Origin of the sequence: Rahnella aquatilis CIP 78.65 = ATCC 33071, assembly GCF_000241955.1 — a bacterium.
Classification (GTDB): Bacteria; Pseudomonadota; Gammaproteobacteria; order Enterobacterales; family Enterobacteriaceae; genus Rahnella; species Rahnella aquatilis.
Map to the genome: position 1 here is coordinate 4,705,791 of NC_016818.1, position 13,296 is coordinate 4,719,086.

Sequence of the window (13,296 nt, forward strand, 5' to 3'; positions counted from 1 at the left end):
AGTATGGCCAGGTTGGCAGGGTGAACGGGGCAAGAATGCCTGACGGGTGAAAGTTATTTACAGAATATAAAAATTAAACGAGAGAACGGGTCAGAGGTAATATGAACGAACAATATTCCGCAATGCGAAGTAATGTCAGTACCTTAGGTAAATTGCTGGGCGACACGATCAAAGATACGTTGGGAGAGCATATCCTGGATCGTGTTGAGAAAATCCGTAAGCTGTCGAAATCCTCCCGTGCCGGAAACGACGCGGATCGGCAGGAGTTGCTGTCAACATTGCAAAATCTCTCAAATGATGAGCTGTTGCCTGTTGCCCGTGCTTTTAGTCAGTTTCTGAATTTAGCCAACGTGGCTGAACAATATCACAGCATTTCGCCACACGGCGAAGCGGCCAGTAATCCTGAAGCGCTGGCGCAATTGTTCGATCGACTGAAATCCAAAAATCTCTCAGAACAACAGTTACGCGATGCCGTTGACCAGCTTTCTATTGAACTGGTGCTGACTGCACACCCGACAGAAATCGCCCGCCGCACACTGATCCACAAACTGGTCGAAGTGAATAACTGCCTCAAGCAGCTCGACCATAACGATCTGGCCGATTACGAACGTAAACAAATCATGCGTCGTCTGCGTCAGTTGATCGCACAGTCATGGCATACCGATGAAATCCGTAAGAACCGCCCTTCGCCGGTGGATGAAGCTAAATGGGGCTTTGCGGTGGTCGAAAACAGCCTGTGGGAAGGCGTGCCTGCGTTCCTGCGTGAACTGAACGAACAACTGGAAACCTCACTGGATTACAAAATGCCAGTGGAAGCCGTGCCGGTTCGTTTCACTTCCTGGATGGGTGGCGACCGCGACGGTAACCCGAACGTGACCGCCGATATCACCCGCCACGTACTGTTGCTGAGCCGCTGGAAAGCGACTGACCTGTTCCTGCGCGATATCGCGGTGCTGGTGTCAGAACTGTCGATGACTGAATGTACCCCGGAACTGCGTGAGCTGGCGGGCGGTGCGGACATCATCGAACCTTACCGTGAAATCATGAAACAGCTGCGTTCACAGCTGACCAATACCCAGGTGTATCTGGAAGCCCGTCTGAAAGGCGAACGCGTTGCGCGTCCTCACGATTTGCTGGTGAAAAATGACCAGCTGTGGGCACCGCTTTACGCCTGTTACCAGTCATTGCAGGCCTGCAACATGGGCATTATCGCCAACGGTCAGTTGCTGGATACCCTGCGCCGCGTGCGTTGCTTCGGCGTGCCGCTGGTGCGTATCGATGTGCGTCAGGAAAGCACCCGCCACACCGATGCTATTGCCGAAATCACCCGCTATCTGGGGCTGGGTGATTACGAAAGCTGGTCAGAATCCGACAAACAGGCTTTCCTGATCCGCGAACTCAATTCAAAACGTCCGCTGGTGCCACGCCACTGGGAACCGAGCGCCGACACCAAAGAAGTGCTCGATACCTGTCAGGTGATCGCCGAAGCACCGGAAGGCTCGATTGCGGCGTATGTTATTTCGATGGCGCGCACGCCGTCTGATGTGCTGGCCGTACACCTGCTGCTCAAAGAAGCCGGTTGTCCGTTCCCGATGCCGGTCGCGCCGCTGTTCGAAACCCTCGACGACCTGAACAATGCTGACGATGTGATGAAGCAATTGCTGAGCATCGACTGGTATCGCGGTTTCATTCAGGGCAAACAGATGGTGATGATTGGCTATTCCGACTCCGCAAAAGACGCGGGCGTGATGGCGGCATCCTGGGCGCAATATCGCGCGCAAGATGCCCTGATCAAAACCTGCGAGAAAGCCGGGATTGCCCTCACACTGTTCCACGGACGCGGCGGTTCTATCGGCCGTGGCGGCGCACCGGCGCAAGCTGCGTTGCTGTCTCAGCCTCCGGGCAGCCTGAAAGGCGGCCTGCGCGTTACCGAACAGGGCGAGATGATCCGCTTCAAATTCGGTTTGCCGGAGGTCACCATCAGCAGCCTGGCGCTGTACACCTCTGCGATTCTGGAAGCCAACCTGTTACCACCGCCTGAGCCGAAACAAGCCTGGGTGGATATCATGGAACAGCTGTCTGACGTGTCCTGCAAAATGTACCGGGGTTATATCCGCGAGAATAAAGACTTCGTGCCTTATTTCCGCGCCGCAACACCGGAACAGGAACTGGCGAAACTGCCTCTGGGTTCACGCCCGGCGAAACGTAAAGCCAGCGGCGGCGTTGAAAGCCTGCGAGCTATTCCGTGGATTTTCGCCTGGACGCAAAACCGTCTGATGCTGCCAGCCTGGCTGGGTGCCGGTGCCGGTTTGCAGGCTGTGGTCGATGGCGGGAAACGTGACGAGCTGGAAACCATGTGTCGCGACTGGCCGTTCTTCTCCACCCGAATCGGCATGCTGGAAATGGTGTTTGCGAAAGCGGACCTGTGGCTGGCGGAATACTACGATCATCGTCTGGTAGAGAAAGAGCTGTGGCCGCTCGGTCAGCAGTTGCGCGATCAGCTGGCAAGCGACATCAAAGTGATTCTGGCGATTTCTAACGACGATCACCTGATGGAAGATTTGCCATGGATTGCGGAATCTATCGCCCTGCGTAACGTCTACACTGACCCGCTGAATGTATTGCAGGCTGAACTGCTGCACCGTTCCCGCGAGCTGGAAAAAGACGGCAAGCAGGATGCTAACGTCGAACAGGCGTTGATGGTAACGATTGCTGGCGTGGCAGCAGGTATGCGTAATACCGGCTAGTTTTCGCTGACATCAGCCAAAGAAAAACCCGCGAATTCGCGGGTTTTTTGTATTCAGTGTCGGGCAAAAAGATTAAGCGCGAACCGGCACGGCGATGTCCGGACGCACACCCAGCGTGTGGCAAATCGCGTAACTCATTTCTGCACGGTTCAGGGTGTAGAAATGGAAGTCCTTCACACCTTCGCGGCTGAGGATTTTCACCATGTCCATCGCGATATTGGCACCGACCATTTTGCGGGTTTCAGCGTCGTCATCCAGCCCTTCAAACAGGCTGTTCATCCAGTGCGGCACTCGCACATTCGTCATCGTCGCAAAACGGGTCAGCTGTTTGAAGTTAGACACAGGCAGAATGCCCGGCACGATTTCCACATCAATCCCCTGACCGGCGCAGCGGTCACGAAAACGCAGATAACTTTCCACGTCGAAGAAGAACTGCGTAATAGCGCGGTTCGCACCGGCATCGATTTTGCGTTTCAGGTTAATCAGATCTGATTGCGCGCTTTTGGCTTCAGGGTGCACTTCCGGATAGGCTGCGACGGAAATATCAAAGTCGCCTACCTCTTTCAGCAGATGCACCAGATCAGTGGCATACATTTCCGGCTTACCGCCACCTGCCGGTAAATCGCCACGCAGCGCCACAATGTGACGGATGCCGCTTTCCCAGTAATCCCGTGCAATCTGACGCAGTTCATCGCGGGTGGCATCGATACAGGTCAGGTGCGGTGCCGCTTCCAGACCGGTACGTTCTTTAATGCCTTTGATGATGCTGTGCGTACGGTCGCGCTCGCCGGAGTTCGCGCCGTACGTCACAGAGACGAACTTAGGCTTAAGGCTGCTGAGGCGATCAATAGAGCTCCACAACGTATCTTCCATCTCGCTGGTACGCGGCGGGAAAAATTCAAAAGAAACGTTAATCTGACCCTGTAACTCTGCCAGATTCTGGTTCAGCGCTTCGCGCTGGTTTGCGTGGAAAAAGCTCATAAACACTACCTCATGGATCACTGCGTTTTGATTATGGTTCGTTATGATGGACGTTTGGACGTCTAAACGTATAGATAGAAAATGACGGAAAGCAGCCAAAGTGTCAACGTTAAAATGAGGACAGAGAATGATTAATCTTCACGCAAACTGAAAGAATTTCACGTTGGGGACATTTTGCTGTGGGAATTAAGCTCCTCCCCCTGCGAAGGGGGAGGCTGGGAGGGGGTTTAGCAGACCACTCCGCCCCCCATTCCCATGAGAAGGACAGGAGCAGGGAATTACAGAAGTTGAGTCAGACGGTTAAGGTCAGACTGTAGCGCACCTGCGGTCACGTCACGCCCTGCTCCCGGCCCGCGGATCACCAGCGGGTTATCGCGATACCAGCGGCTTTCGATAGCGAATACGTTATCGCAAGGCAACAACGCCGCCAGAGGGTGGTCGTCACGCACGGCTTCAACACCCACGCGGGCTTTGCCATTCGCATCGAAGCGCGCCACGTAGCGAAGCACCAGACCCATTTCGCGGGCGGCTTCCAGACGTTGCAGCATTTGCTGATTCAGCGCCTCACCGTCTTCAAAGAACTGATCGACAGATCCGGTCGCGCAGCTCTCCGGTACCAGCGATTCCACGCGGACCTGCGTCGGTTCGATGTCATAACCGGCTTCACGCGCCAGGATCACCAGCTTGCGCATGACGTCCTGACCGGATAAATCATCGCGCGGATCCGGCTCAGTCAGCCCCTGCTGCCAGGCTAAATCCACCAGCTCGGTGAACGGCAGCGTGCCGTCAAATTGCAGGAACAGCCACGACAACGTGCCGGAGAAAATCCCGCTGATGGCCAGAATGCTGTCACCGCTTTCGCGTAAATCACGCACCGTATGGTTGACCGGCAAACCGGCGCCCACCGTGGCGTTATACAACCAGTGGCTGCCAGTTTTGGAAAATGCGTCGCGGATCTGACGGTATTTGTTCGTATCCGATGCGCCAGCCTGTTTGTTGGCGCTGATGACATGAAAACCGTAGCTGGCAAAATCCAGATACTGATCCGCCAGTTCGGCGCTGGCGGTGACATCCAGAACCACTAAATCGTCATAAGGGTGCGCGCGCATCCACAGAAACAGCGATTCTTCATCGTGCGCCTGCGATTCATCATCAAAGAAGGCCAGAGCACGGCTGGCGTCCAGTCCTTCGTAATTGAGCAAACTGCGTTTGCTGTCAACCACACCCGCCAGCACAAACTCAAAACCGCTGCGGGCAGAAATATTTTTTTGTTCACGGGCGAACAGTTCCAGCCAGCGTGAACCGATATTGCCTTTACCAAACAGCATCAGACCGATTTGCTTTTCAGCGCGGAACAGCGTTTTGTGCAGTCCCTGGATCAGATGCGCGGTCGGGCCGACACGCAGCACCGCCACCAGACTGATGCCGTCTTCGGCCTGCCAGATAAACTCCACCGGCTGATCTTTCATTTCCTGATAGAAACGGTGACTGTGCAGCGGATTCTTGCACACGCCCGCACCGACCAGGGCTACCAGCGCCAGCCCTTCACGCAGCGTCAGACGCGCCGGAAGTGCCGCCTCTTCGAGAACCTGCAACGCACTGCCCGCCACCTCGGAGGTGTAGCACAGTTGCAGTAAATTACGATCAGGATGAATGCCGGTACACAGCGGCTTGATCTGCGCACGTTTGAGCAGCAGCTCGACATCTTTTTGCGCCAGACCAAAATCGTGGCCGGAAGGGATGACCATTTCGATCAGACAAATATCATCGTGACTGGTGACAATTTTCGCGCCCGTACCGGACGCCAGCACACGTTCAATACGCGTTGAGCCCTGCTCCGGCTGGTAACTGCAACGCAGCTGTAAATCGATATCGCTGCCGGAAACCGGCTGAAGGGTGCGGGTGTGCAGAACCGGTGCGGCCAGACGCGCCAGCTCGCTGGCCTCATCGAGACGCAGCAACGGCAGCAAACAGGCATCTTTCACTTTGCGCGGATCGGCGCTGTAGACACCGGCCACGTCACTCCAGATGGTCACACGGCTGGCATTCGCCAGTGCGCCAATCTGGGTGGCGGAATAGTCACTGCCGTTACGGCCAAGCAGCACGGTTTCACCCGCATCGCTGCGGGCGATAAAGCCGGTCACCACCAGATATTGCTGCGGATGCTGCGCGAGAAGTTGTTGCAGCAGCGGATACGAACGGCCCTCATCAACCTGAGGTTGCGCAGCGCGTTCGGCACGCAGGAATTCACGGGCATCCAACCAGGCGGCCGGTAATTCCAGCTTGCACAGCACCGCAGACATCAGGCGTGCAGACCAGACTTCGCCATGCCCGACCACTTCGGCATAAATGGCATCGGTCACTTTGCCGTCAAGCAAAACTGCCAGACGCTCGAGATCATGAATAAAAGAAGCAATAAGCGGTTCGGCCATTTCCGGCGGCAACAGGCCGGTTATCAAATCACTCTGATAACGGCGCAAAGCCTGCTGAACCTGATGCGCCGAAATTCTGTCTGTCTGGCTGAGCTTCAGCCAGCTGATCAGCTGGTTGGTTGTACTGCCTGCCGCCGACACCACCATCATGTCACCCGGCTTCGCATACTCGGCCATAATGCCGGCGACGCGCAGATAACATTTCACGTCGGCCAGACTGCTACCACCAAATTTGTGCAACTGCCGGCTTCCCGCCGGCGCTGCAACCGCTATTGCATTCATACTTACCTCGTTGCCGCTGACTGGAATGCGTGTTCCAGATCAGCAATCAAATCTTCGCTGTCTTCAAGACCTACAGAAATACGGAGCAAGCTGTCAGAAATCCCGGCGGCTTTGCGCGCTTCCGGCGCCATGCCAGCGTGCGTCATGGTCGCGGTATGAGAAATCAGGCTTTCGACGCCCCCCAGTGATTCTGCGAGGGTAAATAACTTCAATTCTTTCAGGAAATGGCGCAACTGAGCTTCATCTCCGTTAAATTCAAAACTGATCATGGCACCGAAGCCACGTTGCTGACGGCGGGCAATTTCATGTCCCTGGTTTTCCGGCAGCGACGGATGATACAGCTTTTTGACCTGCGATTGTTTCTGTAAATAAGCCACAATCGCCAGAGCATTTTCCTGTTGCTGTTTCACACGGACCGTTAATGTGCGTAAACCGCGCAATAACAGATAGCTGTCAAAGGCTGCAGCGGTCACGCCAATGTTGTTTGCCCACCATGCCAGCTCTGTCGCATGTTCTGCGGTCTTAGATATTACCGTACCGGCGACCACATCAGAATGCCCGTTCAGATATTTAGTACATGAATGGACAACTAAATCCGCACCAAGCTGCAACGGGTTCTGCAGCGCCGGGCTGAGGAAGGTGTTGTCCACCACGGTCAGGGCACCGGCGGCGCGGGACGCATCGCAAATCGCCTGTATATCCACCACACGCAGCAAAGGATTGCTCGGGGTTTCAATCAGCACCAGCTTCGGTTTCTCTTTCAGCGCATCGGCCAGCGCCTGCGGATCACCCTGATCCACAAACAGCACTCGATACGCGCCACGCTTGCTCAGGCTGTCGAACAAACGGTAGCTGCCGCCGTAGCAGTCGTGCGGCGCAACCAGTAAATCGCCAGGTTTCAGAAAGACCGTACACACCAGATGAATGGCTGACATACCGCTGCTGGTCAGAACCGCACCGGCACCACCTTCCAGATCAGCCAGCGCACGCTGGACAACATCACGTGACGGATTGCCGCGACGTGAATAGTCATGGGCTCTTGGCTGGTTGAAATCTTCAAAGTTGTAGGTGCTGGAAAGGTAGATTGGCGGAACTACACAACCATATTGCTGATCATTGTTCAGGCCACTGCCCACGGCAATGGTGGCTTGCTTGTGCGTCATAATCGTTTCTTCCTGACGAATTGCGAAGGATGAGGGTGTAAAGAGTAACGCCCGGAGTTATAGACGTCAATACATCTGGACATCTAAACTTCTTTGCGTATAGATTGAGCAACAGCGCAATACCCGCTAAAATTATGGCGTTAATGAAGATGTCAGGCAGATCTGTCGCGCCGGGAGACTTAAGCGCAAGGTAACAAAATGAACAGTGCCGCAGGGAAAACGTGAGATAACCCTGTTAAATTCCGACATTTACTTAGTGAGAACAGTGAAAATCGGGCATAATCACGCGGTTTTCAGAATTTTATTTTTTGATAAATTTAAGGTGTCCCATGGCTGAGTGGAACGGCGAATATGTCAGCCCTTACGCTGAACACGGTAAGAAAAGCGAACAAGTTAAGAAAATCACGGTATCCATTCCGCTGAAAGTCCTCAAAATTCTCACCGATGAACGCACACGTCGCCAGGTAAACAACCTGCGTCACGCGACCAACAGTGAATTATTGTGTGAGGCTTTTCTGCACGCCTTCACCGGTCAGCCTTTGCCGAATGACGAAGACCTGCGTAAAGAACGCAGTGACGAAATACCGGAAGCGGCGAAGATCCTGATGCGTGAACTGGGTGTGGATCCTGATACCTGGGAATACTGATCGCCGCAACGCGCAGATGTGCTGAAAGACCGTGCGACCCGTCGCGCGTTTTTTCAGTGTCCCTGTGAGAAAGAAGGTTTGTCTGGCAGGCAGTGAAACGGCAGGCAACAAAAAAGGCGCCTAAGGCGCCTTTTTTTGCTCTCAAGCGAAGCTTATTTGCTGCCTGGAACGCTGAAACGCTTGTTGAAGCGGTCAACGCGGCCACCGGTAGCCACTTCACGTTGCTTACCAGTGTAGAACGGGTGGCATTCGCCACAAACGTCCAGGTTCAGATCGTGACCCACAGTTGAGTGAGTTTTGATAACATTACCGCATGAGCAAGTTGCAGTAATTTCTACATATTTAGGGTGAATACCTTGTTTCATGGAAAACCTCTTCTTAAGGCCGCGTCGCTATCCAACCCTGTTCTGTCAGACACCACGCGTAGTGGATGATAGGCTTTGAGTACGAAATGCACCAAAGGCGGCGAATCATACAGAATCTCTGACAACCGCGCAATGATGTTCATGCATTTCGAAGGACACAGTGTACACTATCTCGTCATTTTTTTATAGTCTGGACCCCCAATGCCTGTTGCCCACATTGCTTTACCCGTCCCGCTCGCCCGTACTTTTGACTATCTGTTGCCGCCTGAAATTCAGGTTTCACCGGGTTGCCGGGTCAGTGTGCCTTTCGGAAAACGCGACGCCATTGGCATTGTCACCAGGGTCAGCGACTTCAGCGAATTTGGCCTGGAGAAACTGAAACCAGTGCGGGAAGTCCTCGACGACAACGGCCTCTTTACACCCGATTTATGGCGCATCCTGTTCTGGGCGGCCGACTATTATCATTATCCGATCGGCGAAGTGCTATTTCATGCGCTGCCGGTGTTGTTACGTCAGGGGAAAGCCGCTGAACTTACGCCGCTGTGGCAATGGTTTGCCACCGAGCAGGGTCGCGCCACGCCACTCGACAGCCTGAAACGGGCACCAAAACAACAGCAGGCAATGGCCGCACTGATGCAAAAACCGTTATATCGCCATCAGGTTGCCGATCTTGATCTGACGGACACCGCCCTGCAGGCATTACGTGCCAAAGGGCTGACGGACTTACGCAGTATCGCGCCCGCCACACATGACTGGCGTCAGGATTTTTCGGTGATCGGCGAGCGTTTACGCCTCAATACCGAGCAGGCCACCGCTGTCGGTGCAATACGCAGTGAAGATCAGCAATTCTCCGCCTGGTTGCTGGCGGGTGTCACCAGCTCGGGTAAAACCGAAGTGTATCTGAGCGTGCTGGAAAACATTCTGGCACAGGGCCGGCAGGCGCTGGTGATGGTGCCGGAAATCGGCCTGACGCCGCAAACCATCGCGCGTTTTCGCGAACGTTTCAGTGCGCCGGTGGATGTCCTGCACTCCGGCCTGAACGACAGCGAACGCCTCGCCGTCTGGCTGCGGGCGCGCAATGGCGAAGCAGGCATTGTCATTGGCACCCGTTCGTCACTGTTTACGCCGTTTGCGCGCCTCGGCGTGATCATCATTGATGAAGAACACGACAGTTCTTATAAGCAGCAGGAAGGCTGGCGCTATCACGCCCGTGATCTGGCGGTGTACCGCGCCCACGCTGAAAATATTCCGATTATTATGGGCTCGGCAACCCCGGCTCTGGAAACGCTGCACAATGTTGAGCTGGGGAAATATCGCCAGCTCAAACTGACCAAGCGCGCCGGCAATGCCAGGCTCGCCCGCCAGAATTTGCTGGATTTAAAAGGGTTGCAGCTGAAAGTCGGGCTGTCTCAACCGCTGATCCAGAAGATGCAGGAACATCTGAAAGCCGATAATCAGGTGATGCTGTTCCTGAACCGCCGCGGCTATGCGCCCGCCCTGCTTTGCCATGAGTGCGGCTGGATAGCCGAATGTCAGCGCTGCGATCACTATTACACCCTGCACCAGAATCAGCGCCAGCTACGCTGCCACCATTGTGACAGCCAGCGCGCCGTGCCGCATCAGTGTCCGCATTGCGGCTCAACCCAACTGGTCTCGGTCGGCGTCGGGACGGAACAGCTGGAAAACGAACTGGCTCCGCTGTTCCCGGATACGCCGATCACGCGCATTGACCGCGATACCACCAGCCGGAAAGGTTCGCTGGAACAGCATCTGAATGAAGTCCATCGCGGCGGCGCACGTATTCTTATCGGCACGCAAATGCTGGCAAAAGGGCATCACTTCCCGGACGTCACGCTGGTGTCATTATTAGACGTCGACGGTGCGCTGTTCTCGGCGGATTTCCGTTCTGCCGAACGCTTTGCCCAGCTTTATACGCAGGTTTCAGGCCGTGCCGGACGCGCGGGCAAACAGGGTGAAGTGGTATTGCAGACTCACCATCCCGAACATCCGCTGTTACAGGTGCTGTTGCAGCAGGGCTACGACGAGTTCGCCAGACAGACGCTGGCGGAGCGCAAAAGCGTCTTTCTTCCTCCTTATACCAGTCACATTATGATCCGTTCGGAAGACCACGATAATCAGCAATCTTCGCTGTTCCTTCAGCAGTTACGTAATCTGCTGGAATCCAGTCCGCTGAAAGATGATTCGCTGTGGATCCTGGGGCCGGTTCCTGCCTTACAAGCCAAACGCAGCGGACGCTTCCGCTGGCAGCTTTTATTACAGCATCCTTCACGGCGCGTTTTGCAGCATCTGATCAAAAGCTCTCAGCCGCTGATTTCAAGTCTGCCGCAAGCTAAAAAAGTGAAATGGACGCTGGATGTCGATCCGATTGACAGCTGATCCCCAAAGCGAATCCGCACGAAGAGTCAGGTTTTTTGCGTGATGGATCGAAAAAAGCATCTGCGTCACACTTTTAATGCAAATTAGGTAACAAATCCTACTCACATTCTGTTTAGAATGTGATGAGCTACACATCATGCGTAGCCAGGTGAGGAATGTTGATGTTGTTGTCTCAGTTTGATGCTGTTGCAAGGAGAGAGACGTTGGAGCACAAGAAAGAATTACCCGCCGCAACAATGAAAGATGTGGCTGAACAGGCAGGCGTTTCAACAGCAACCGTATCCCGTGCATTAATGAATCCGGAGAAAGTCTCCGCCGCGACCCGTCAGAAAGTGGATCAGGCCGTCATGGCCGTCGGTTATTCTCCTCATGCCCTGGCCCGCAACCTGAAGCGTAATGAGTCACGCACTATTCTGGTGATCGTCCCCGACATCTGCGATCCGTTTTTCGCCGATCTGATCCAGGGGATCGAGCGCACGGCCGCCGAAAGCGGTTATCTGGTATTGATCGGTGATTGTGCTCAGCAAAATCAGCAAGAGAAAACCTTTATCAATCTGATTATTACCAAGCAAATCGACGGTATGCTCCTGCTCGGCTCTGATTTACCTTTCGATGCCAGCAAAGAAGAACAGCGCAACTTGCCGCCGATGGTGATGGCTAATGAATTTGCGCCGGAACTTGAACTGCCGACAGTCCACATTGATAACCTGACGGCCGCGTTCGAAGCCGTACATTATCTTCTTAAGCTGGGGCATCAGCGTATTGCCTGCATCGCCGGTCCGAAGCATATGCCGTTGTGCCAGTACCGTTCTCAAGGTTATGTTCAGGCGCTGCGCCGCAACGGGCTGAGCGTCGAGAGCAAGCTGACCATTCATGGCGATTTCAGCTATGAATCGGGGGCGCAAGCCGTCACCGAGCTGATGGCGCTGCCCGTGCCGCCGACGGCGATTTTCTGCCACAACGATGTGATGGCAATTGGTGCCATGTTCCAGGCAAAAAAAATGGGTTTGCGCATTCCTCAGGATCTGTCGGTTGTCGGCTTCGATGACATCAAGGCCAGCCAGTATACCGATCCTCCGCTGACGACCGTGGCGCAGCCGAGATTCCAGCTTGGCAGACAGGCCATGTTATTATTACTTGAGCAGTTACAGGGAAACCCGGTACAAAACGGTTCGCTGTTGCTTGATAGTGAGCTGGTGGTGCGTGAAAGCACGGCCGCCCCCAAAGCGTGAGTCAGTTTTTAGTCTGTTATGAAGTTTTAATTTCAGTATATGTTCAGGGTTAAGTAACATGATGCACTTCTTCATTCATTACGACACAGCGAAACGATAGTGGCACAAAGAGACTATGTAAGCCGTGGGCGCTCAGGAGCGCGGCGGAAAAGTACCAGCCGGAGTAAAAAACGCAGTTCCACAACGATCTCCAAAACCATGGTGGTGTTAGCCGTTGCGGTACTGGTGGTGTTTGTCGGTGGCCTCTATTTTATTGCGCACAATAAACATGAAGAAGCGACGGTGTTGCCGACGCATGCTGTCCGTCCGGGTAATGGATTGCCACCTAAGCCAGAAGAACGCTGGCGCTACATTAAAGAACTGGAAAACCGTCAGATGGGCGTCACCACGCCAACAGAACCGACAGCGGGCGGACAGGTCGAATCCAAAACCCAACTGACGCCGGAACAACGCCAGCTTCTCGAACAAATGCAGGCCGATATGCGCCAGACGCCGACACAATTGTCTGAAGTGCCCTATAACGACCCGAATCAGGTGACGCAGGCACCGGCACATACTCAGCGTCAGGTTCAGCAACAGCAGCCGACGTATGCCCAGCAACAACCGGTGCAAACTCAGCCGCGCCAGGTTCAGCCACAGCCAACGTATACGCCGCAAACGCAGCCGGTACGCGCGCCGCAGGCTCAGGTACAAACGCAGCCCGTTCAGCCAAAACCGAAGCCGCAAGTGAAAGAACCGGTGAAAGAAGCACCGAAACCGCAACAGCCCGCCGCCATTACACAGGCTGAGCCGGAAAAACCGAAAGCACAGGAAAAAACCCAGCACTTTGTGGTTCAGTGCGGTTCGTTCAAAGGATCTGAGCAAGCGGAATCCCAGCGCGCCAAGCTGGCATTCGAAGGTTTTGAAGGCCGGATCACCACCGGCGGTGGCTGGAGTCGCGTCGTCATCGGCCCGTACAACAGCCGTTCTGGTGCTGACAGCACACTATCGCGCCTCAAAGGCGCTGGCATCTCCGGTTGCATTCCCGTCGCAACCGGGGGTTGAAAACCC

General features: G+C 54.6%; 9 protein-coding genes. 5 read left to right on the forward strand and 4 right to left on the reverse strand.

Annotated features, from left to right (window positions below):
- Window positions 1-101 precede the first annotated feature (101 nt).
- Window positions 102-2,747 (forward strand): phosphoenolpyruvate carboxylase, encoded by a 2,646-nt coding sequence (ppc, locus tag RAHAQ2_RS21285; protein WP_015699176.1) that lies wholly within the window; start codon window positions 102-104, stop codon window positions 2,745-2,747.
- 72 nt (window positions 2,748-2,819) lie between these two features.
- Here ppc and metF read toward each other — a convergent pair whose 3' ends face one another.
- From metF to metB, 3 genes are all read right to left on the reverse strand, one after another.
- Window positions 2,820-3,728, reverse strand: coding sequence for a methylenetetrahydrofolate reductase (gene metF, locus RAHAQ2_RS21290; RefSeq protein WP_015699177.1), 909 nt, complete (start codon window positions 3,726-3,728; stop codon window positions 2,820-2,822).
- Between the two features lie 278 nt (window positions 3,729-4,006).
- Entirely contained in the window at window positions 4,007-6,442 is a 2,436-nt protein-coding gene (locus RAHAQ2_RS21295; RefSeq protein ID WP_015699178.1) for a bifunctional aspartate kinase/homoserine dehydrogenase II, read from the reverse strand.
- A gap of 2 nt (window positions 6,443-6,444) precedes the next feature.
- Window positions 6,445-7,605: a cystathionine gamma-synthase gene (gene metB, locus RAHAQ2_RS21300; protein WP_015699179.1), complete on the reverse strand. Its 1,161-nt coding sequence runs from the start codon at window positions 7,603-7,605 to the stop codon at window positions 6,445-6,447.
- A gap of 329 nt (window positions 7,606-7,934) precedes the next feature.
- Between metB and metJ the strand changes: the two genes are divergently transcribed.
- Window positions 7,935-8,252, forward strand: coding sequence for a met regulon transcriptional regulator MetJ (gene metJ / locus RAHAQ2_RS21305; protein WP_004392248.1), 318 nt, complete (start codon window positions 7,935-7,937; stop codon window positions 8,250-8,252).
- A 152-nt stretch (window positions 8,253-8,404) separates the two neighbouring features.
- On the opposite strand, the gene rpmE is transcribed toward metJ, so the two are convergent.
- Window positions 8,405-8,617, reverse strand: a complete 213-nt coding sequence (rpmE, locus tag RAHAQ2_RS25230; RefSeq protein WP_015699180.1) for a 50S ribosomal protein L31 — start codon at window positions 8,615-8,617, stop codon at window positions 8,405-8,407.
- A gap of 201 nt (window positions 8,618-8,818) precedes the next feature.
- Between rpmE and priA the strand changes: the two genes are divergently transcribed.
- From priA to ftsN, 3 genes are all read left to right on the forward strand, one after another.
- Window positions 8,819-11,014 (forward strand): primosomal protein N', encoded by a 2,196-nt coding sequence (priA, locus tag RAHAQ2_RS21315; RefSeq protein WP_015699181.1) that lies wholly within the window; start codon window positions 8,819-8,821, stop codon window positions 11,012-11,014.
- A 203-nt stretch (window positions 11,015-11,217) separates the two neighbouring features.
- Window positions 11,218-12,246 (forward strand): DNA-binding transcriptional regulator CytR, encoded by a 1,029-nt coding sequence (gene cytR, locus RAHAQ2_RS21320; protein WP_015690598.1) that lies wholly within the window; start codon window positions 11,218-11,220, stop codon window positions 12,244-12,246.
- A gap of 99 nt (window positions 12,247-12,345) precedes the next feature.
- A complete protein-coding gene (ftsN, locus tag RAHAQ2_RS21325; protein ID WP_015699183.1) occupies window positions 12,346-13,290 on the forward strand; it encodes a cell division protein FtsN in 945 nt (314 codons plus the stop codon).
- Window positions 13,291-13,296 lie beyond the last annotated feature (6 nt).